Origin of the sequence: Paenibacillus sp. FSL H8-0548, assembly GCF_038630985.1 — a bacterium.
In the GTDB taxonomy this organism is placed as follows: Bacteria; Bacillota; Bacilli; order Paenibacillales; family Paenibacillaceae; genus Pristimantibacillus.
Map to the genome: position 1 here is coordinate 5,550,553 of NZ_CP152049.1, position 21,868 is coordinate 5,572,420.

24 protein-coding genes are annotated in these 21,868 nt (G+C 47.0%); 4 read left to right on the forward strand and 20 right to left on the reverse strand.

The window, feature by feature from the left end:
- Positions 1-17: 17 nt before the first annotated feature.
- The 4 genes from MHI37_RS24010 to MHI37_RS24025 form a co-directional block, all read right to left on the reverse strand.
- The gene (locus MHI37_RS24010; protein WP_076339020.1) at positions 18-632 is read right to left on the reverse strand and encodes a hypothetical protein; all 615 of its coding nucleotides are present in this window, start codon (positions 630-632) and stop codon (positions 18-20) included.
- Between the two features lie 128 nt (positions 633-760).
- The gene (locus MHI37_RS24015) at positions 761-1,897 is read right to left on the reverse strand and encodes a fused response regulator/phosphatase (RefSeq protein ID WP_076339021.1); all 1,137 of its coding nucleotides are present in this window, start codon (positions 1,895-1,897) and stop codon (positions 761-763) included.
- Positions 1,898-2,046: 149 nt separating this feature from the next.
- Positions 2,047-2,445, reverse strand: coding sequence for a general stress protein (locus tag MHI37_RS24020; RefSeq protein WP_076339022.1), 399 nt, complete (start codon positions 2,443-2,445; stop codon positions 2,047-2,049).
- Positions 2,446-2,505: 60 nt separating this feature from the next.
- Positions 2,506-2,670: a DUF1328 domain-containing protein gene (locus MHI37_RS24025; RefSeq protein ID WP_076339023.1), complete on the reverse strand. Its 165-nt coding sequence runs from the start codon at positions 2,668-2,670 to the stop codon at positions 2,506-2,508.
- Positions 2,671-2,887: 217 nt separating this feature from the next.
- Here MHI37_RS24025 and MHI37_RS24030 point away from each other — a divergent pair, with 217 nt between their 5' ends.
- The 4 genes from MHI37_RS24030 (at position 2,888) to MHI37_RS24045 (ending at position 6,584) form a co-directional block, all read left to right on the forward strand.
- Positions 2,888-3,757 carry an alpha/beta hydrolase gene (locus MHI37_RS24030; protein ID WP_076339024.1) on the forward strand — a complete coding sequence of 290 codons (870 nt, stop codon included), beginning with the start codon at positions 2,888-2,890 and terminating at the stop codon, positions 3,755-3,757.
- A 187-nt stretch (positions 3,758-3,944) separates the two neighbouring features.
- The gene (locus tag MHI37_RS24035) at positions 3,945-4,622 is read left to right on the forward strand and encodes a GntR family transcriptional regulator (RefSeq protein ID WP_076339025.1); all 678 of its coding nucleotides are present in this window, start codon (positions 3,945-3,947) and stop codon (positions 4,620-4,622) included.
- 19 nt (positions 4,623-4,641) lie between these two features.
- Positions 4,642-5,733 carry a mannonate dehydratase gene (gene uxuA / locus MHI37_RS24040; RefSeq protein WP_076339026.1) on the forward strand — a complete coding sequence of 364 codons (1,092 nt, stop codon included), beginning with the start codon at positions 4,642-4,644 and terminating at the stop codon, positions 5,731-5,733.
- Positions 5,730-6,584 (forward strand): SDR family oxidoreductase, encoded by an 855-nt coding sequence (locus MHI37_RS24045; protein WP_076339027.1) that lies wholly within the window; start codon positions 5,730-5,732, stop codon positions 6,582-6,584. The genes uxuA and MHI37_RS24045 overlap by 4 nt, the downstream gene beginning before the upstream one ends.
- Positions 6,585-6,819: 235 nt before the next feature.
- On the opposite strand, the gene MHI37_RS24050 is transcribed toward MHI37_RS24045, so the two are convergent.
- The 16 genes from MHI37_RS24050 to MHI37_RS24125 form a co-directional block, all read right to left on the reverse strand.
- Entirely contained in the window at positions 6,820-7,122 is a 303-nt protein-coding gene (locus MHI37_RS24050; RefSeq protein ID WP_076339028.1) for a 4a-hydroxytetrahydrobiopterin dehydratase, read from the reverse strand.
- Between the two features lie 174 nt (positions 7,123-7,296).
- A complete protein-coding gene (locus tag MHI37_RS24055) occupies positions 7,297-7,431 on the reverse strand; it encodes a hypothetical protein (RefSeq protein ID WP_256710662.1) in 135 nt (44 codons plus the stop codon).
- A 775-nt stretch (positions 7,432-8,206) separates the two neighbouring features.
- Positions 8,207-9,430, reverse strand: a complete 1,224-nt coding sequence (locus MHI37_RS24060; protein WP_076340014.1) for an amidohydrolase — start codon at positions 9,428-9,430, stop codon at positions 8,207-8,209.
- Between the two features lie 3 nt (positions 9,431-9,433).
- A complete protein-coding gene (locus MHI37_RS24065) occupies positions 9,434-10,768 on the reverse strand; it encodes an LLM class flavin-dependent oxidoreductase (RefSeq protein WP_076340013.1) in 1,335 nt (444 codons plus the stop codon).
- 467 nt (positions 10,769-11,235) lie between these two features.
- A complete protein-coding gene (locus MHI37_RS24070; protein ID WP_076340012.1) occupies positions 11,236-11,769 on the reverse strand; it encodes a GNAT family N-acetyltransferase in 534 nt (177 codons plus the stop codon).
- A gap of 37 nt (positions 11,770-11,806) precedes the next feature.
- Complete coding sequence (locus tag MHI37_RS24075; protein ID WP_076340011.1) at positions 11,807-12,301, reverse strand: DinB family protein; 495 nt, start codon at positions 12,299-12,301, stop codon at positions 11,807-11,809.
- Between the two features lie 34 nt (positions 12,302-12,335).
- On the reverse strand, positions 12,336-13,502 hold the full coding sequence (gene solA, locus MHI37_RS24080; RefSeq protein WP_076340010.1) for an N-methyl-L-tryptophan oxidase: 1,167 nt from the start codon (positions 13,500-13,502) through the stop codon (positions 12,336-12,338).
- Positions 13,459-14,649 (reverse strand): amidohydrolase, encoded by a 1,191-nt coding sequence (locus MHI37_RS24085; RefSeq protein ID WP_076340009.1) that lies wholly within the window; start codon positions 14,647-14,649, stop codon positions 13,459-13,461. The genes solA and MHI37_RS24085 overlap by 44 nt, the downstream gene beginning before the upstream one ends.
- Positions 14,646-15,656 (reverse strand): LLM class flavin-dependent oxidoreductase, encoded by a 1,011-nt coding sequence (locus MHI37_RS24090; protein WP_076340008.1) that lies wholly within the window; start codon positions 15,654-15,656, stop codon positions 14,646-14,648. Before MHI37_RS24090 ends, MHI37_RS24085 begins: the two co-directional genes overlap by 4 nt.
- 21 nt (positions 15,657-15,677) lie before the next feature.
- Positions 15,678-16,430: an amino acid ABC transporter ATP-binding protein gene (locus MHI37_RS24095; RefSeq protein ID WP_076340007.1), complete on the reverse strand. Its 753-nt coding sequence runs from the start codon at positions 16,428-16,430 to the stop codon at positions 15,678-15,680.
- Positions 16,427-17,137 carry an amino acid ABC transporter permease gene (locus tag MHI37_RS24100; protein ID WP_076340006.1) on the reverse strand — a complete coding sequence of 237 codons (711 nt, stop codon included), beginning with the start codon at positions 17,135-17,137 and terminating at the stop codon, positions 16,427-16,429. Before MHI37_RS24100 ends, MHI37_RS24095 begins: the two co-directional genes overlap by 4 nt.
- Positions 17,127-17,915: an amino acid ABC transporter permease gene (locus MHI37_RS24105; RefSeq protein ID WP_076340005.1), complete on the reverse strand. Its 789-nt coding sequence runs from the start codon at positions 17,913-17,915 to the stop codon at positions 17,127-17,129. Before MHI37_RS24105 ends, MHI37_RS24100 begins: the two co-directional genes overlap by 11 nt.
- A 26-nt stretch (positions 17,916-17,941) precedes the next feature.
- Positions 17,942-18,766 (reverse strand): transporter substrate-binding domain-containing protein, encoded by an 825-nt coding sequence (locus tag MHI37_RS24110; RefSeq protein WP_076340004.1) that lies wholly within the window; start codon positions 18,764-18,766, stop codon positions 17,942-17,944.
- Between the two features lie 299 nt (positions 18,767-19,065).
- Positions 19,066-19,968 (reverse strand): LysR family transcriptional regulator, encoded by a 903-nt coding sequence (locus MHI37_RS24115; protein ID WP_076340015.1) that lies wholly within the window; start codon positions 19,966-19,968, stop codon positions 19,066-19,068.
- 213 nt (positions 19,969-20,181) lie between these two features.
- Complete coding sequence (locus MHI37_RS24120) at positions 20,182-20,709, reverse strand: DoxX family membrane protein (RefSeq protein ID WP_076340003.1); 528 nt, start codon at positions 20,707-20,709, stop codon at positions 20,182-20,184.
- Between the two features lie 244 nt (positions 20,710-20,953).
- The gene (locus MHI37_RS24125; protein ID WP_076340002.1) at positions 20,954-21,868 is read right to left on the reverse strand and encodes an L-lactate dehydrogenase; all 915 of its coding nucleotides are present in this window, start codon (positions 21,866-21,868) and stop codon (positions 20,954-20,956) included.

A 21,868-nucleotide genomic window follows, 5' to 3' on the forward strand; every position in this document is an offset into this window, starting at 1 on the left:
ATAATCAAAATTGTATTTTACATGGACATCATATGGAAATAATGGATAGACGTCAGCTGTTGTGTATCGGTATCGATAAACAGCTTCAACAAGGCTTCATAACGCTCGAAAACGATGCCATCCTCCGTCATATAATCAGGCTCTCCTAAAGCCTCCTGTACTCCAGCTATGGTAGCTTCGACTTCAATGCCGTCAATCCACAGCGTTTTTGCACCCTCGGCTAATTCGACGAAATTAACCATTTCATCACTGAAAACGATGTTCATATTCGGATATTCATAAATGACCACCCCCGCCAAATGCGGGTCCTGTGTTATACGGTCAGGCTCGCCCAGCTTCTTAATTACAGCCGCAGGATCATCATAAAGTGTAATGTCGTTGACGCTTTGCAGTGTAAAGCTTGGTTTCGCGGCCTTGACCTCAGTTGATACGTTTTGCGCATAGACAGCTTCCGCCGCGCTTGAAGGAGGCATAGAAGGCTGCGCTGTTTCATTCGTTGCATCGTCAACCGCTTCAGCTATCGACAAGCTTGAATGGTCAGTCCAGGAATACGTAGTGGCGACTGGTTCAAGATCGTTAGATAAAGCGAGTATGCCTCCAATTAAACAACCGATTAGAATAAAGCTCTTCATATGATCTCCCTCCTATGCGGGATTGTCATGATTCTGATTTGTTATATTAAGTTATACACCGTTTCCTTTGCTTTGAAACAGCTTCACGATATTTATTTATTAAATATATTCCTCAGGAAATCATGATCTTAGTTTGCAGCAATTACCACTAAGCAGATATCATCCTTTTGTTGCTCGCTGTTTTGCAGTGATATAAAATCATGAACAAAATTAGCATGTTGAGTACGATCTAATTCATTTAACTGATTCACCAGCAGTTCAAGCTTAGCTTCCTCATTCTCTCCCAAGGCTTCGCTTAAACCATCCGTATACAAAATGATTCTCATATTGTCCGAGTAGGTGAGGCTCCCCTTAGCAATGTCGATGCTTTCAAATAAGCCAATCGCACAGCAACCCTCTGTTAGCAGCATTAGCTCGTCGCCGACCAGCAGCCTGCCTGCAGGATGTCCGGCATTCACATAATCGATCGTCCGCTTATTGGTATCCAATACTAAATAAATAGCAGTAAAATAATAATTCAGCAGTTCTTCCTTCTTATACAGCTGATTCATATAACGATTGAGTTCATGCATAACAAGGTCTGGCTCAGTAATACGTGTAATCGTATCCTTAAGCACCGAGGAAATATACATACAAACCAATGAAGAAGCAATACCGTGCCCCATCATATCGAGTAAAATAACCCCGTACCGACCTTCGTCGATTCGATACCACGCGTAAAAATCACCTGCCAGCTCCGTAGATGGCTGATAAATTGCGTTTATATTAACAAACTCATCATTAATCGGCTGGCTTAATACATTTCTTTGCACTTTTTTGGCAAGCTCCAGCTTAAAATTCACCTGCTTGTCTCTTTCCTTATGCCAATCAATTTCATGTTTCAGCCGCAGTGCTGATCGAATGCGCGCCAGCAGCTCCATCTTGTTGATCGGCTTCATGACATAATCAGATGCTCCCGCGTCAAGAGCTTCAGCCATCTTATTGGAATCTCCAAGCGCGGTTACAAATATGATCGGCACATCCTTATAGCGCTCTTTCCTTAAAACTTTCTTGCATGCTTCTAGGCCATCAATTTCAGGCATCATCATATCCATTAAAATTAAATCCACATTGGGCTCGGCCGTCGTATCCGATTCAATGTCCAGCAGCTTATAGAGCTCCATTGCCGAGGAAGCTGTTTTCAATTCCTTATAACCTGCTTTATTTAAAATAGCCTTTATAATAATCTGATTCGTAGCATTGTCATCCACGATTATAATACGCATTTGCAGGCTCCCTTTTATTCCAGTATCTACATCTCATATTGTGAGCATAACGAATCGCTTCGTCAACTTAATAGGCTAAATTAAATGAAGAGACCTATCCTCTGCGGATAGGCCTTGGTTTCTTCTGTTAGCGTAATCGTTATATTTGTTTAAACAACGTACTGAGGATAGTAGTAGACGGCTGGATCAAATTCCTCACCGGAATACTCCTTGCCACCCCAAGCGATAACGAGAATTTTATCTTGGTCCATCTCGCGCTCTAGACGCTGAGCGTCTTGCTCGGAGACGCCAAGTGATCTCAGCTTAGCTCGGAGCTCGTCCCCGTGTGACCTAAAAATATTTGCGATCGTGCTGCCAATGCCTTCCTCTGCAACACCGATTTTCTCAGCGTCGGTATGGTCAACAATCCGCTTCGTCCGGTCCTTGTCATGCGTTAGCACATAAATTCGTTCCTTCGCATAACCTTCTCTTTGAAATTTAAATACCTGCTCCTGAACCTCGACTGCATTATCCACCGTGTGCACCTGCGTATTGTTTAAATGATTCATTTTAATTCCTCCATTTCATATTTTGTATTTATGTCCCTCTTCATAAAGTCGAATGTGATGCTAACTGGCTCTTCTTCGACCCATGATAAGAGATATAATAAAAAGTACGATAAAGATAACGAACAACACTTTCGCTATCCCTGCTAATGCAGAAGCAATTCCTAAGAAGCCGAATATGCCTGCGACGATTGCAAAAATAAAAAACAATAATGCCCAGCCTAGCATTGGAATCACCCTTTCTTCGAAAATTAATTTTGCTAACTTGTCATGTAAATAACCAGCCCTTCTCTCTTTGAAACAGCCGATTATACGATCTCTCAGCTGAATATGGTGCTATTAATGAAGGAATAAAAAAGCTGATTTTTGAATGTTTCAGAATCCGGCAATGAGGTTAAGAGACTACACGAAACAAATCGATCTGAGAAAAGGCTGGTGATGGACGATGGACAAAAAACGTGTTCACGTCAATGGCATCGATATAGTCTATGAAGAATGCGGAAGTGATAACGAAAACGCCATCGTATTGCTCCATGGTTTTTGCGGTTCATCACAATACTGGCAAAAAATATGTCCGATGCTGGGCGAGCAATATCGGGTCATTATCCCGGACCTTCGTGGTCATGGCGAGTCCACGGCCCCCGAGGGTGAGGGCACTTATACAATGGAAATTATGGCTGAGGACATCGCAACGCTGCTTGAAGAGCTCCAAATTGAGCAGGTCGTCATGTTTGGCCATTCTCTAGGCGGCTATGTTACAGCTGCTTTCGCAGAAAAATATCCGGACAAGCTCACAGGCTTTGCACTCATCCATTCCACTGCATTAGCAGATACGGAGACGTTAAAGGAGAAGCGGGCAGCAGATATTGAACAAATTCGTGAAAAAGGCATTTCAAAATATCTTTACAGCATTATTCCGAATCTATTTACCGATGAAAAGGTTGGAGACATGCGTGATGAGGTAAATGAGATGATTGGTGTAGGCCAGCAGATGGACGCCGAAGCAGCCATCGCTACTCTCAAAGGGATGATGCGACGTCCCGACCGCAGCCATGTGCTGGCTGAGGCGAATTTTCCAGTGCTGCTTATTGCAGGGGCGGAGGATACCCTCATTAAGCCCGCTGATACCTTTACAGTAACAAGCGACAATCAGCCGGAAACAACGTACAATTATCCTCATATTCTAGAAACTACGTTCGAGGACGTCGGCCATATGAGTCTTGTCGAGGTATCGGATCAGCTTGCAAGAGTTATGTCTTCCTATTTAAAAACATTGCTCGAGCGTGAAAATACGAGAATAACTAAAGAAGAGTAGGCAGCTCCCCCTATCTGGCTGTCCTATCCTAACAGAAATGATCCAACACGAAAGGCTGACCCACAAAGTAGATTCTCTGCTTTTGGGTCAGCCTTTTTGGCGTTGATCTATTTTTAATTTACGGGCTTCAACTTGTATGGTAGTATGGTAGTGTGTTCTTTAGAGTGAAATGGAAAGGAACTACACTATGAATTTTGGGATACGACCTCAGCCTCTTTCTACTAGAGATGCCGTATATACGCAGCTGCGGGAACAAATATTGAAGCTAGAACTTCCGCCTGGAACACCGCTATCTGAAAATGAAACCTCGCTCTTATTCAATGTTAGCCGTACCCCTGTACGTGAAAGCTTCCTGCGGCTTGCCCAAGAAGGACTCGTTCAGGTTCTTCCACAGCGCGGTACGTTCGTGTCCCTAATCGACACGATGCTCGTTGAAGAAGCTAGATTTATGCGTGAGCAGCTGGAGAAAGCTGTTATTCGACTTGCTTGTGCTAACTTTTCAGAGCCTTTTCTTTTACAGTTGGAAAGTAACCTTGAAGCTCAGCAGGCATGTGTGCAGAAAAAAGATGATAAGAGCATGTTTGAGCTGGATGAGCTTTTTCATCGTATTTTGTTTGACGGCTGCAACAAAAGCAATACATGGGGCATCATGCAGCAAATGAATGCCCATTTGAACCGCAGCCGGATGCTGAGGATTGTAACAGATCATAACTGGGAGCCTCTGTATGAGCAGCATCGCTTAATGGTCGACGCCATTATAAATAAAGACGCTGCAGTTGCTGAGCGGCTCATGACTGAACATCTCAACCTTAACATTGCCGATCAAGCACTGCTGAAAGTGAAGTACCCGAACTATTATAAATAACAACGGGAGGTTACCGCATATGAAAATGACGTTCAGATGGTTCGGCGAGGGCAACGACACGGTCCCTCTCCATTATATTAAGCAAATACCCGGTACGGATGGGATCGCTTGGTCGCTGCATGATATTGCGGCAGGAGTGGAATGGCCAATGGACCGGATATTGGAGGTTAAACGGCAGGCGGAGCAGGCGGGATTGCATATTGAGGTGGTTGAAAGCGTCAACATTCATGAGGATATTAAGCTCGGCTTGCCCTCTCGCGATTTGTACATCGAGAACTATAAGAAAACAATCGAAAAGCTGGGCAGTGCCGGCGTCAAAGTGATCTGTTATAATTTTATGCCCATATTCGATTGGCTGCGAACCGATTTGCACAAGCAGATGGACGATGGCGCAACCGCACTATTTTATGAGAAGAGCCGTATTGAAGATGCCGATCCCTTCCAATTAGTCGATAAGATTAATGCCAACTCCGAGTTTACGATGCCTGGCTGGGAGCCGGAGCGGCTTCAGCATTTGACGAGACTATTTGAGGCTTATCAAGACGTAACAGAAGAACAGCTATGGGAAAATCTTCGTTATTTTCTGAATGAAATTATTCCGGTCGCTGCACGCAGCGGCATTCGCATGGCGATTCATCCGGATGATCCGCCATGGCCAGTGTTCGGATTGCCGCGTATTATGACTTGCCAAGAGAACTTCAGAACTTTTCTAAAGCTGTATGACAGCCCCTACAACGGCATTACGCTGTGCAGCGGCTCGCTTGGCGCGAATCCTGACAACGATATTATTGCGATGATTCATGAATTTGCTGATCGTATTCCGTTTGCACATATTCGAAACGTTCGCGTGTATGACAATGGCGATTTTATCGAAACCTCGCATCGTACACAGGACGGCACAGTCGATATTGCGGGAATCGTACGCGCTTATCAAGAGGTTGGCTTTACAGGCTATGCAAGACCCGATCACGGCCGACATATTTGGGATGAGCAATGCAGACCCGGATATGGACTCTATGACCGTGCACTCGGCATCATGTATTTATGGGGGCTATGGGATGGCTATCAATATCAATCTGCATCCGCTGGAGAGAAGGTGGTCTGCTTATGACACAGCTGCCTAAGCATGAGTCACTAATTGGAAAGGTTGCTGTCGTAACAGGCGGTGCTGGTGTACTGTGCAGGGTGATGGCGCTTGAGCTTGCACGTCAGGGAGCTAAAGTTGCGATTCTCAACCGTACTTTAGAGAAGGGGGCTGCTGTTGCCGCTGAAATACGTCTTGCTGGCGGGGAAGCTATTGCTGTTTCCTGTGATGTGACGAGCATCGACAGCACTCGTGCTGCTGGTGCTGAAGTGCTTGCGCAGCTAGGCCCATGCGATATTCTGATCAATGGCGCAGGCGGCAATCATCCCAGCGCCAATACGACGAACGAAACGTTTAAGCCAGAGCATCTGAACGCGGAGAGCATGACCACGCTGTTTAACTTAAGCGTTGATGGTTTCCGCAGCGTGATGGATCTTAACTTTGTAGGCACACTAATTCCTACTCAAATCTTTGCAGAGCAAATGCTCGGACGGCAAGGCGCCACGATCATCAATATTTCATCTATGAGCGCCCCTTCTCCAATGACCAAGGTGCCTGCATACAGCGCAGCCAAAGCTGCTATCGTCAATTTTACACAGTGGCTGTCTGTTTATTTAGCAGAATCAGGAATTCGAGTAAATGCGATCGCACCTGGTTTTTTCCTCACAGAGCAGAATCGCAAGCTGCTCCTAAATGAGGATGGCTCATTAACGGAGCGCTCGGGAAAAATCATTTCCCACACGCCTATGCGCCGCTTCGGTAAGCCTGAGGATCTGCTCGGCGCTTTGTTATGGCTTGCTGATGAGACGACAGCAGGCTTCGTTACAGGCACAACGATACCTGTTGACGGCGGCTTCTTAGCCTATTCAGGCGTTTAGCCTTTGAGAGCATCGCTGGTTCTCGATGCTCTCAAAGGAGAGGCGGGGCTCAGCGATTTCAAAGCTCAATCCCGCGAACATGTGACCATGTGCGGGAGTAGCATTTTCAAACTTCGGACCCGCACATATGATCATGCGGGGAGTAGCATTTTCAAACCTCGAACCCGCACATATGATCATGTGCGAGTTCGAGGTTTTTCTTATTTTATTATAGTTTTAAGCGAGCTCAGGATAACTACTCGGCGGGTAGTTGACCTCGTGCGAATGCCTGATCAAATGCCGCCGCTGCCTTAAAATCAAGCTCTGTAAGGCCCCCAATATGCCAATTTGTTATGCGGAGTGTAACTATTTTATAATCAATCGAAATAAAAGGATGGTGATTGAGCTGCTCAGCAGCTTCAGCTACCTCGTTGACGAATGTGATACCTTTTAAAAAGGTGGGAAGCTGGTATTTTTTGATGATCCATCTGTCATCCTCCCGCTCCCAGCCCTCACAAGCCGCCAGACGACTCTCAATTTCCGTCTCGTTAAGCTTCATTCCACCCTTCCCTTTCTCCCTCATTCTAAACTAATTATACATGAGAGCTGCAGTTTCGTTCACCGATAAATCGCATATGCATCGCATGATGCACATAAGTAGCATAGCGTTAATTCACTTCGTATCACGCCGTGTAATAACTGACATTGCAGCTCTATCGCCTTGCACCTCAATTTACTCTACTCTCGATGCTGCTCTCTTGCCTACTACCTCAAGTTGCTCCAAGCTCAATGCTGCTCTCTTGCCTACTACCTCAAGTTGCTCCAAGCTCAATGCTGCTCTCTTGCCTACTACCTCAAGTTGCCCCACACTAGATACTTCTCCCCAATTTCCCCATCTACTAACCCTAACGCTAGAGCTATCCTGCACTTTTGCAGTAACTTCGTGCTATTAAGGCGCTTCTAGCAAGCTATCCTGTACGCACGCATTATAGCTCGCCGTTTCAGTCCATTTTCAGCCATCTTGTATCTATTCTTAGCAGCTATCCTGCAAATGTGCAGGATAGCTGCCAAGAAACAGTAAAAAGAGCACTCTACCCTGCAAATATGCAGGATAGCCTACTCTCCTCTCTCTAGGTCATATGCAACGCCTATGCTTCTTCATACCGCTATAGCTGCTAGAATGATTAAATCATGCTACTCAATCACCTTATCTCGACTTACTCCACGCTCGATACTTTTCCCCAAATTCCACGCCCCCTACTCCTAACGCTGGAGCTATCCTGCACTTTTGCAGTAACTTCGTGCTATTGAGGCGCTTCTAGCAAGCTATCCTGTACGCACGCATTATAGCTCGCCGTTTCAGTCCATTTTCAGCCATCTTGTATCTATTCTTGGCAGCTATCCTGCAAATGTGCAGGATAGCTGCCAAGAAACAGTAAAAAGAGCACTCTACCCTGCAAATATGCAGGATAGCCTACTCTCCTCTCTCTAGGTCATATACAACGCCTATGCTTCTTCATACCGCTATAACTGTTAGAATGATTAAATCAATTATGTTTTCATACCTAACAGCCTGCAGCTCCTTAAATAATAGCCCTCATCCTCATCAGCTTTAAACTAGCAAACTAGCAAACTAGCAGCTATTATTCCAATCCGCCCGCTAACGTATCCAACACAAGCTGGACATGCAGCTTGGCACCAAGCACAAGCACGTGCTCATCCAAATCAAACTGCGGATGATGCAGTGGATGAATGATGCCTCTCTCCTCATTGCCAACTCCAATTAAAACCATTGCTCCCGGCGAATGGTCTAAATAATAGCTAAAGTCTTCGCCAGCTAGGCTCGGTTGATCAAGCACACTAGCACGAGCGCTGCCAAACACCTTCTCAGCTGCAGCCACCACCAGCGTTACCGCCGCCTCATCATTTATCAGCGCCTTGCCCATGCGGAAACGGATCTCTGCTTCTCCACCAAAACGCTCAGCGCAAGCGTTCGCACATTGCTCGATAATATGGCGAATACGCTCAACCGTGCTTGGCTCAAAAGCACGATAGGTTCCCTCAATCTGACCCGTTTCTGCAATTGCATTAATAACCGTGCCCGCTTCCATTTTGCCAAAGGCAAAGGCTGTCGGCTCAAACGGGTTAACAGCGCTTGCCACTGCCGCTCGCGTTTCCGTTACAAAATGTGCGGTCATCAGCAGCGCGTCAGCAGCTAAATGCTGGGCACCATGATGACCCGATCGTCCTCGAAACGATACCTGAAAATGCGACGAGGCTGCCATCGCATATTTACGGTGAACAGCAGCGTGTCCCACCGGAAGCCCCGGCCATACATGGAACGCAAAAGAAGCGGACACCCCGTCCGCTGCTCCGCTTTCTACCATATCTCGCCCACCGCTCAGCAATCTTCCGTCCAGCGGACTCTCGGCCGCACCTTCCTCCGCTGGCTGGAATACAAACCTTACTTCTCCCGCCAGCGCCTCGCGGTGCTGACTTAATCCGTAGGCTGCAGCAAGCAGCATGGTCACATGAGCATCATGCCCGCAGGCATGCATAGCACCATCGATACTTGAACGATAGTCTACATCATTTCGCTCCTGTATAGGCAGTGCGTCCATATCTGCTCTCAGCAAAATCGTCTTCCCCGGCTTGCTCCCGCGCAGCAAGCCAATGACGCCTTTGCCAAAATGATTGCCGACATTTCGCTGAACCTCCAGACCATAGCTGTCTAAAAGCTCAGCAATTCGTTCCGAGGTCCGATCTACGTCATACATCAGCTCCGGTAAACGATGGAATTCTCGCCTTAGCGTAGTCCACTCCTGCTCCCGCTCCTCCAGCAGCGTAAAAATCGGATTCGTATTCATAGCTTAGCTGCTCACTTTCTCTTTTTTCTCTGCATAACGATTAGTAGGGATTGGCAGCCCTAAATTTCCACGCAGCGTATCGGATTCATACTCCTTACGGTAAATGCCGCGCTCCTGAAGAATAGGCACCACCAGCTCAACAAAATCATGCAGCCCGCTCGGAATGGAGGAATGGATAATGAAACCATCCGCAGCTTCTTCCTCATGCCAATGCTGAATGAGATCAGCCACCTTCTCAGGTGTTCCAATAAACAATCCTCTCGGCGTAGCCGATTGCAGCGCTACCTGGCGCAGCGTTAGATTATTCTCCTTCGCTGATTTCTTAATTTTGTCCGTACCGCTTCGGAAGCTGTTATGTCCGAGATCACCCAATTCCGGAAAAGCCTCATCAAGCGGATATTGCGAGAAGTCATGGTGCTCGAAGAAGCGTCCCAAGTAGTTCAAGGCATTTTCAATCGTAACGAGCTCAGCCAGCTCTTGATATTTACTCTCAGCCTCCTCCTCCGTACGTCCAACAATTGGACTAATACCAGGCAGAATAACGATATCGTCAACCGATCTGCCTTCAGCAACGGCGCGGTCCTTAACATCCTTATAGAAGGTCTTCGCCTCTTCAATCGTTTCGTGACCGGTGAACACTGCATCCGCGGCTTTCCCCGCTAGCTTCTTGCCGCTCTCTGACGATCCCGCCTGAAAAATAACAGGATGCCCCTGTTTCGAGCGTGCAATGTTAAGCGGGCCTTGAACAGAAAAATATTCACCCTTATGATCCAAACGATGAAGCTTAGACGGATCAAAGAACACACCAGACTCTTTATCTCTCACGAAAGCATCATCTTCCCAAGAATCCCATAGTCCGCGTGTTACTTCCAAATATTCTTCAGCAATTTTGTAGCGCTCGTCATGCGTCGGGTGATCGGTTTTGCTGAAATTGCTCGCAGACCCCTCAAGCGGTGAGGTTACCACATTCCAGCCTGCACGGCCGCCGCTAATATGATCCAGTGATCCAAACTGTCTTGCAACGGTGAACGGCTCGCTATAGGAGCTTGAAAGTGTACCGACTAGACCAATCCTCGAGGTTGCTGCCGCCAAAGCAGACAAAATCGTAATCGGCTCAAAACGGTTTAAAAAATGCGGAATAGATTTCTCATTAATATACAAACCGTCAGCGATAAACACGAGATCAAATTTCCCTGCTTCTGCTGATTGCGCCTGCTGCTTATAAAATGAAAAGCTCACGCTTGCGTCAACCGGCACCTCAGGATGCCGCCATGCAGACACATTTCCACCCACACCATGTATCAAAGCACCAAATTTGATTTGTTTGCGTTTAGCCATAATAAACAACCTCCCAAGATCCTATGATCACTATTTAACTCAACCAGAGCTATTGTCTTCCACTAACTAACTGACTAACTGACTAACTAGCTAACTAACTAACTAACTAACTAACTAACTGACTGACTAACTTCATCACCTAAGCAACATTTATATTGCCACTATAAAGACCATAGCTCAGATTGCACTTTGTGCAATGGAATCGACAAAATTATTGCGGTTCATCGTGTACGCTCTACTTTCTACAACAGAATTGCCCTCTGAACGCATAATTGTGCCCATAACCCGTATTTCTGCTGCAAAAGTACACTGTAGGCAGCATATCCACCCGTCATGTAAGGTTTCTGTTGTAAAAAGTGCAGTCTAGACTATATTTAGCTGGACGAGCTTTGACCTCTGAGCTCTAGGCTCTGCCTTTGGGCTTTGGCCTCTGCCTTTGGGCTCCTCCGGGCTCTGCCTTTGGGCCGTTACGCCTTCAGCAAAGCGGCTTCCTTCAATGGAAGCCGATAGCTCTTCACGAGTGTCTCGCCGTTCATAATATCCTTCTCGAACGCTCGCTCGAAGCCAAGCCGCTCATATAGCTTTACAGCTGAGTCCATCATATCGGATGTGTGGAGATGCAGCGTCTCAGCGCCCCATTCCTGTGCCAGCTTGGCGCTGACTCTGATTAGCTCCGTTGCAACGCCATAGCCGCGAGCTTGCTGCGATACACCGAGCAGGCGGATAATTGGTGAATGAATGTTTAAGTCGGTGCGGCCATAAGCAGCTTCAGAGGAGTCGAACAGAAATACACTGCCAACAACCTCGCCGTTCAATGTTGCGACCAGCCGCTCCTTTGCTGGCGCGCTATCAACAGCCTCCAAAATACTATCCCGATATTGATTCCAATACGGCTCCGAAAGCACCTTTGCATATTGACCATATGCATCAAGCAGCACTTCACGAACCGCCTCGCGATCCGCAATCTCTGCCTGACGAATAATTACAGCCTTATCTGGCATCCTTCTGCGCCTCCTCTCCACAATAACTAATCAATCATCAAACTGCGCCGCTAGAGTTAACCGAATCAGCCTGTGCCTGCTTAATCCGGTGAATTTGTGCTAAATGATGCTTTACGTGAGCAACAAAAGCGGGTACGATTGCTGCTATCGTCACAGCCTCGCCCTTAAAGTTAATACCGCTTTTGCTCCAATCCTCTTCAGTCAGCCGATTAAACAACAAGCTGTTATAGCTAACAATCGCCCGTGCGGCAAGCAATATATCCTTCGTGCTGCCTTCATTTGCCCTCTGCCCAGACACCCATGCATCCTGATTGAAGACAGGCAATCTTACTTCTGAGCCCGCCAATATTTCACGAATGCGGAACGATACAATAATGCTGTGATCGACCAGATGAGTCAGCACCTCTGTCACGCTCCAAGACTCCGGAGCAGCCTTCCATTTGAGCAGATCATCCGACCATTCCTCTATTTCTTGCTCTATTTGATCATATGCCTGCAAATATGCTTGAACATCGACAGTTGACTGGCTCATGTAAGCTCCTCCTTATGAATAGCAAAAGTAATGGTCACAACGATTTAGCAAAGCGGCTAAGCTCGAATAAACCAAGCTCATAGCCTGCAGCCTTCTTTTCCAATTTATCAGCTAAAATCTCTCCAACAGCACTTGCGAATTTAAAGCCGTGACCGGAAAAGCCACCAGCGAGCAGCACATGGTCATGCTCCGGATGGGTATCAATAATGAAGTCTTCATCAGGTGTAAACTCATATTTGCAAACGGCGCTTTGCAGCAGCTTGCCCGCTGCCCCCGGAACGAAAGCATCCAACGCTCGGCGAATATCTTCCTCGTCCTCAGGATAAGCGCCAAACGGCGCAAGCTTATCGCCCGGCGACCACTCTACACCTGTATCGTGACGGCCAATTTTGATTCCTGCACCGTTAATACTCGGAAAGCCATAATAGCCGCCGGCTGCTCCTCCCCAAGTAAAGCCGGGAAACCTGCCTGCATCAAACGCGGGCGAGTTCGTTTCAAACCACCCGACCACCTTGCGAACCGCCCGTATCGGAAGCGATACGTGATCCGAAAGCATTTTGAACCAAGCACCTACCGTAATGATGATTTGTGGTGCTGTGTAGGAAGCATCCTTCGTATGTACCGTTACACTCGAAGGTGCTGCTTGAATATGAGTGACAGCGCTGTTCACCAGCAGCTCTGCTCCAGCGGCAATAGCCTGCTGCTTGTAGGCAGCAACACAACGCTCGCTATATAAGTAGCCGGCATTCGGCTCATACATGCCTTGAAAGGTATCGGGAAGTGTTATACCTGGAAAACGGCGATTAATTTCTGATGCTCGCAGCAATTCGACTTGAACGCCATTTGCCACCGCATCATCCAGCCGGCCTTCATAATTGTAAAAGCTTGTTTCTGCCATATTCAGTACGCCGGAGCGCTCCAACAGCTTCTGGCCTGTTGCCTGCTCCAGCGCTAGCCATCGTTCATCCGCACGCAGCGCCATCTTTACATAGGTGTCGCCGCCATGATAAGCATGCCTAATCAACCGGGGCTCACCATGATGGCTGCCATTTGCATGCGGAGGATCGAAGGCATCAATGAGCAAGGTGCGAGCACCTCGCGCAGCCAGCTCATAGCCAGCGCTCATCCCCATGGAGCCTGCTCCAACAACAATGACATCATACGATTTCGGAATGCTGTCGTCCTCCCCGCAGGCGATCATCCGCAAGCTTCCGCAAAGCATCTGTTGCTAATGAAGCGAAGAAGGAAGCTGCGATCGGCAGCGCCTTCTCATCCAAATCAAAGGCCGGATGATGCCATTCCTCAGGTCCCGCCGTTCCCAGAAATACGAACAGTCCCTCAGCTTCCTTCAAGTAGAAAGAGAAATCCTCTCCTGCCGGTGAAGGCAATGGCTGCACTACCGTCAGGCCTAGCGCTTCAGCTGTCACGGTCGCTTGGTCAGCCCACTTTTGATCATTGACAACCGGTGGTGGACCTTCAATCCATTTCACCTGTGCAGTAGTACCAAAAGCTGCGGCAACACCATTCACTACCTGCTCCAAGCGCGTCCTTACCGTAGTTCGAACATGCTCGTCAAAAGTACGAAGCGTTCCGTCGAATACCGCTTTATCGGAAATAATGTTCCAAGCCGTTCCCGCATGCAATCTCGTCACGCTAACGACCGCACTGTCGAGTGCGCTTACGTTGCGGCTGACTATCGACTGCAGCGCCGTAATCATATGCGCCGCTGTAACGATCGGATCAAGCCCCGCCTCGGGTACCGCCGCATGACTGCCGCGACCGGCAACCTCCACGACAAAGCCGTCAGCTGCAGCCATAATCGGTCCTTCCTTAATGCCAATGGTTCCAACCGGAAGATCAGGCTTGTTATGCATGCCGAACACCGCAGACACGCCTTCCAATGCTCCGCTTGCGATGAGCTGCTTCGCCCCCTTCGCTTTCTCTTCTGCGGGCTGGAACAAGAAACGTACTGTGCCTTGCAGCGCTTGCTCCTGCTCCTTCAGCAGAAAGGCTGTTCCGAGTATGGCGGCCGTATGAAAATCATGACCGCAAGCATGCATTTTCCCTGGAATTTTGGAAGCAAACGACAGCCCCGTCTCCTCCTGAATAGGAAGCGCGTCAATATCTGCACGTATAGCAATGATCGGTCCTTCATTCCGGCCCCCAACTTCTGCGATGACGCCGGTTTTGAGACCGTAATCCTTAATTCGAATGCCTGCTTCTGTCAGCCAGCCGCGAATCGCTTCTGTTGTCTCGTATTCCTCATGAGACAGCTCCGGATGCTCATGCAGCTGCCGCCTAATCGCGACTAATTGCTGTTCAATGGATGCTGCTGAAAACTCACTCATACCAATTCCCCTTCAAAGGCTTCCTTCAACAGCTCAAAGGAACGAATACGCTTCGCGAAATCTGGAATAATCGTCGTAAACACAAATTCGTCCACGCCGTATTGCTCTTGTATTTCCAGCAGTCGTCTCCGAACCGTTTCCTTGGTGCCTCTCGTAATATCTGCATCTCTCTCTTCAGCTGTAAAGGCCTCGCCTGCTTGCCTAGCGAATTCCTTCGCTTGCTCAAGCGTTCCTACGTTAACCGTCTTGCCGCTTGCCAGCGTTACTCTTACGCTCTTGAAATTCCCAGCCAAAGCATTCGCTTCTTCCTCTGAATCCGAGGCGATAACCGACAAAGCAAGTATCGTCTTCGGCTTTCCGCCAAGCGACCGATTAAAGTTGCTCCGGTACGTATCCAGCGCTTTAAGCGCGGTGTCCGGATCATTGTTAATAAACAAGGCAAAGGCATACGGGTAACCCTTCTCCGCAGCCAGCTCCGCGCTTGAAACACTTGTGCCGAGCAAATAAATATCCGCAGGAGTAACTGGCAGAGGACTTGCTTCAAGTCCAGCAAGCGGATGCTCCTCGCCTGCTTGGGTATGAAGCAGCTGCTCTAGCTCCGTCAGCTTCTCCGCCAAGGAGGCAGCCTCCGCTGCACCCTTCTGCAATGCTTTCGTGGAACGAGGCAGTCCGCCTGGCGCACGACCGATGCCGAGCTCGACCCGTCCAGGTGCCAAGGAAGCAAGCACGTTAAAATTTTCCGCTACTTTATATGGGCTGTAGTGCTGCAGCATAACACCGCCTGAGCCGATGCGAATGGATTTGGTTTGCGCTAGCAAATAAGCAATAAGCACCTCTGGAGAGGAGCCTGCCATGCCGGGAGAATCATGATGCTCTGAAACCCAGAAGCGCTCGAAGCCCAGCGTTTCCGCCAGCTGCGCCAGCTTGACGGTATTCCCTAAAGCTTCAGCAGCCGTTTGACCGGGAAATACAATACTTTGATCTAGAATGCCGAATTTCAGTGACATATGATTTCGCTCCTCTATGAGTTAGATGGAATAAACACCTTCTGGTGTGATCCGCTTCAAAAATTGCTTCGTTCTTTCTTCCTTTGGATGGTTGAATATATCATTGGGCCTGCCTTCCTCCACAATAACGCCTCCGTCCATAAAAACCACATGGCTGGCAACGTCCTGCGCAAAGCCCATTTCATGTGTAACGATAATCATTGTGATGCCTTCCTTCGCAATTTTGCGAATGACGCTAAGCACCTCGCCAACAAGCTCCGGATCAAGCGCAGAGGTTGGCTCATCGAACAAAATAACTTCAGGATTCAGGGCAAGCGCACGGGCAATGCCTACTCGCTGCTGCTGTCCGCCGGAGAGCTCACTTGGATAGGCATCCAGCTTATTGCCAAGTCCGACCTTCTCAAGCAGCTCCACGCTTCGAATACGCGCCTTCTCCTTCGGCAGCTTCTTGACAATAACGAGCCCTTCCATTACGTTCTCAAGAGCCGTCTTATGCTTAAATAAATTATATTGCTGAAAGACCATCGCACTCTTCTGGCGCAGCGTATGAATATCCTTCTTATCGGGACGCTTATAGTTGACAGAGAAACCATCAATCGTGATTTGACCATCGCTTGGCTTCTCCAAATAGTTGATGCAGCGCAGCAGCGTCGTTTTCCCCGAGCCGCTTGGACCGAGTATCGCAACGACCTCGCCCTTCTCAACGGTAAGATCGATCCCCTTCAGTACTTCATTGCGTCCAAAGCTCTTCTTCACCTGTGTTAGCTTAATCATGAAACACCGCCTCGGTTATATAGATTAAAACGTTTCTCAGCGAGTGCAGTCAGCCGCTCGATGATAAAGGTTAATCCCCAGAAAATAATGGCTGCTGCAAGATAAGCCTCAAAAAACTTCCAGTTTGTTGACGCAACGATTTGGGCTTTGGCATTAATATCAACGACGGATACGGTAAAAGCTAGCGTCGACCCGTGCAGCATTCCAATTATTGAATTGGATAGATTCGGCAGGCTTGCAGCAAACGCTTGCGGCAAAATAATTCTGCGCATCGCCTGCGACGTTGTCATTCCTACCGAGTAAGCTGCTTCTATTTGTCCACGGTTGACAGCAAGCAGGCCCGATCGTACTACCTCCGACATATATGCTCCAGCCGTAATTGAAAATGAAATATAAGCAAATCCGATCATCGGAATCGATACAGAACGAAAGGATAATCCTAATGCCTCGGATAGACCGTCTATAATCAGCGGCAGTCCGAAATAGATAAGCAGCAAATGCGTCAGCATCGGTGTTCCGCGGATAAAGGTGACATAGGAGGTCGCTAAAGGGTATAGAATAGGGATCTTATAGAGCCTTATCACTGCAACCGAGGTGCCAATGATGAGGCCGCAGCCAACAGAGACGACCGTAATCGCTAGCGCCGTCGGCACCGCTGAGAGCAGTTGAATAAATGCCGTCCATATGAAAGCAAAATCAAGCTTCATTTTCCCTGCCTCCTCTGCTAAAGCCCAGTCCTGCTGCGAGCCTTCTTGATTTGCTAACCTTCACCTTAGGCTCCTTATCTTCTACTGCTAAGCGCCGCTCATGCTTTAATAATTTCCGTTCTATGAGATGGAACAGCTTTTCAAGTCCAAAGCTTATAACAAAGTAAATAATAGCGAGCGAAATATACGTTTCCACAAAATGCCGAGACATGACCGCAAGCGTCTGCGACTTGCCCGTCAGCTCCATAATCCCTAAAGAAAAGGCGAGTGACGTATCCTTCAAATTCGCGATCACTAGGTTCGAAAGCACCGGTATCGATATCGCAAGCGCTTGTGGAAGCACGATTCGTGTGAACGCTTGAAAGCCGGTCATGCCTACCGAATAGGCAGCCTCTACCTGTCCGCGATCTACGGCCCCTACAGCAGCACGGATCATTTCCGCCATATAGGCGCCGCTGTGCAGCGCGTAGGTAAGAATAACAAAATACAAAGCTGGTACTTTTGCCACATCCAAATGAACGAGCTTCAATATTTCTGGAAGACCATAATAAAACAAAAAGAGCTGAATGAGAATGGGAGTACCTCTGAAGAAAGAGAGGTACACCTGTGAAAACCGTCTTAAAATCGGAATTTTGTACAGCTGGGGCAAGGCGACGATAAATCCGACGCCAAGCCCGATAATGATGGAGCTCGCCACAATGAGAAGTGTGATTTTCAAGGTAGGGAGCAGCTTTATTAAATACTCGAACACATAGCTAATATCAAACGGTTCTCCCACCTTGTCAACTCACCTTTCATTTGCATTTATTTTTCCTCGGAAGTAAAGTCGTTTCCAAGCCATTCGGAGCTTAGCTTAGCTAGCGTTCCATCTGCTTTAAGCTCTTTGATCGCTTCGTCAACCGCGTCAGACAGCTTTTGCTGCTCTGGATCATCCTTGCGGAACATGAATAGAATATCTGCTTCACTAAGTGCAGAACCAACGGTTTTCAGCTCTTTCTTCGGATCAATAAGTGAAAGTGTAAAGTCTGCTGCAAGGGTCGCGTCTACACGTCCCGAGGATATTTGCGATATCGTATCGTTAGCTCCACCATTTTGGTACACGATCTCGATTGCGTTGTTATTTGCCTTGTTGTAGTTCTCCAAAATAGTCGATTGCGCGCTTGTCGCTGTTGTTAACACTTTTTTACCTTTAAGATCATCAAGTGATTGTACGGAATCATTATTCTTCGCTACAACGATTTTGTTTCTCCAGTGTGCATACGGCTCTTTGTTAAACAAATATTTTTCCTCGCGCTCTGGGTTTTTCTCCATTTCATGAGCGATGAGATCAATTTTTTTCGTTTCCAGGCTGAGAAGCAGGTTTGTGAACTCTAGCGTTTGAATATCAAATTCATAATCAGCAAGACGTTTGTCAATTTCTCTCACCAGCTCAACATCAAAGCCAGTCAGCTTGCCGTTCTCGTCAATGAAGCATACATTAGGAAATTGTGTACCTGTGCCGACAACGATTTTGGTTACGGAGCCCGAAGCGGCTCCCGTGTTGTCTTCCTTATTTTTTGTATCGCTGCCGCAACCTGCAAGTGTGAGTGTCAGAACTAGTGCAATCGTTGAAATGAATAGTTTTTTCATTTTTTATTTCCCCCAAATATGAAGTTTTTAAATCCTTATAATTCCTACCTGTTAAGTAAGAATTAGCGTTGAAATTACTTTACCACCTGACAAGCTGCTGCGTCAATCCTATTCCTTATAGAGATCTTCTATAAGCATATTAATTACTTCAATGGGTAGAATGGATACAAAAAATCCGCTGCTTCAGAGAAAGCAGCGGACGGATTTGATTTATCACTCTATTCCGATCGTCTTTACTGACAATATAAATGTATCATAGCAGCACAGCTTGAGATAATAGAGTTTCTTTATTAAAGCTTTCAATTTGCCGATAAGCTAATGGCTGCAGCTGCCAATTGCTTTCCGATTTCTGTAATCGCCTCATGCAGCAGCAGATGCTCCCCATGATAGGAGATCAAATTCGTTTGCAAGGAAATGCCTTCTGTCTCAGGAACTCGAATCGGATGAAGTTTCCCCTCCAATATTTCCTGCTTGGCGCACAGATTTGGAAGAAAACCGATACCCGCTTTCTGAATGACAAGCTTTTTGGCCATTTCTGAATTATCCGTTTGAATCTGAATATTAGGCGGTAAATCCAGCTGCTCAAATATGCGATGAACACGAAGCCAATCCAAGGAGCCGCATTCAAAAAACACGAGCGGCTGCTCTGCTATCGCCCCGATCGTCAAGTTTTCCGTCGTTAAGAATGGATGGCCCTCGTATACATAGAGGCGAATAGGGTCCTCGTAAAATTTATTGGATTGCAGGCTGGGATGATTAACATTGCGAACAAAGCCAATATCTACTTCCTTGTTAAGTACTTTATTCATGATCTCATCTGTTGTGCCCGTGACAAGCTTATAATGCGTATTAGGAAACTTATCCTTCAGACGCAGCAATAAATCCGGAATAATATAATTAGAGACGGAAACGGTACAACCGATACGATACTCGTTCGGAAGCGACTTCTTCTGATTGATATGCTGCTTGCCCTTCTGATAAATAAGCAGCAGCTGCTGTGCATACGGAAGAAACCTTTTGCCATCGTCCGTAATTTGAATCTGCTTGCCTTGTCGATCGAACAGCTTGCAATCAAGCTCATGCTCAAGCGACTTTATACGTGCTGTAACTGAAGGCTGGGACAGATACAGTGCATCTGCCGCTTTATTAAAGCTGCCGCAATGGATAACATAGACGAATGCCTCGATATTTTCAATGTTGATAGGAAACACTCCTCGCTCACCTAATACCAACTAAACCAATAAGAATATATTATTTTAAAAATAACAAACAAATGATCCGCTGTCAAATCAGCTTAACCTGATCACCGATTACTGTGTATATGGCTTTATTCTCAAACAAAGAGCCGTGGAATGAACTAATGTTCATCCCACGGCTTAAACAAACTATGATTGCTTTTCCTATGCTAAATGCTTTTATAGAGGTATCGTACCGTTGCCAGCATTGCCCTTGCGGTTTTTGAATTTCAGGAACAGATTGCGCAGATAAGGAAGAACGAAATAATCGCCACCAAATTTCCCAGCATTCGCTCCTGCCATGACGACGATCACTCCAAGCAATACGAGCCAAGGGTTAGTCGATATCGTACCAGCGAACATGAACATGAAGTTCATTAGTAGTCCGAAGAAAGCAGCTGTTGTCGTAAGAACACCCACGATTAGTCCAAGCCCTACCAATACTTCTCCGATGGGGATGAGAAAGTTAATCAATTTGATATTCGGCAATGCAAAATGCTCAACAAAAGCAGTGAACGTTGGGTATATTAATTCATTTGTGGCCTTATCTGCAACTGGATTTTTTATGGCTGCATTTAAGAACCCGCTGGCATCAAAGCTGCCTAATTTATGCCATCCTGCGCTCAGCCATTGCCATCCGAGATATACTCTTAGAAAAAGCATTAATCCTGCTGCATATTTATTTTCACTTAGCCATTTGATCACCATGATGATCAGCTCCTCTGATTTATGATAGTAAGCAGTATCGATATAAATTGAACTAGAAATTTACGTTATGAGCGCTGCGCGAGAAGATCATTCTTACGATCGCTGTTGCAGCCAGATTCTTTGATTTCCTAAGACATTTAAAGGTAAGAATCCGGCTGCAAAGGCGAACACTTCGTTTCTCCAGAACGATCTTCCCGCTTCGCTTACACTTCATTTTTTAGTTCAACTTATCTAGTCAAATTCATTAAACAGTAATGGTTTCAATAAGCTCCTTAAGTTTGTTCGCCGAACGATGTAGCAATGCTTTTTCTTCCTCTGTTACAGGGATATCAAGCACCTCTCTTACTCCTGTACGATCGACGACGCAAGGGACACCCATATACACATCGGATAAGCCATGATAGTTTTCCACCAGTGTCGATACGTTCAGTACAGCCGACTCATTTCGTAAAATTGCTGTTACTATACGATCCAGCGCCAAAGCAATCGCATAATAAGTGGCGCCCTTCGCTTCAATAATTTGATAAGCTGCATCTCTCGTATTCGTGAAAATTTCTGTTTTTTCTTCCTCGTTCAGCGTCAAGGACGAGCCTGCAACGTTCGCTAAGCTCCATAATGGAAGCTCGGAATCGCCATGCTCCCCAATAATATGAGCATGCACACTGCGCGGATCAAGCTGTAATTTCTCGCCAATCAGATAACGAAAGCGTGCACTGTCAAGCAGCGTACCGGAGCCGATAACACGATGAGTTGGCCAGCCTGACTTTTTCCAGCAGAAGTAGCTCATAATATCTACCGGGTTTGTTGCAACCAGCAGTATACCATCGTCATTGTATTTCAATACTTCAGAAACGATGCTCTCATAGATTTCAATGTTGCGCTTCAATAAATTAAGTCTTGGCTCGCCAGGCTTCTGCGCTGCTCCAGCTGTGATAATGACGATGTCCGCGCCTTTGCAATCCTCATAGGTGCCTGCCCATACCTTCGTCTGTCCCAGAAACGGCATGCCGTGATTCATATCCAGTGCATCTCCGACTGCTTTCCCTGCATTAGCATCAATGAGTACAAGCTCATCCATCCGGCTGCGAAGCAGCAGCGTATAAGCTGTTGTGGAACCGACTGCGCCTACTCCAATAACGACTACTCTAGTTTTTTTCAT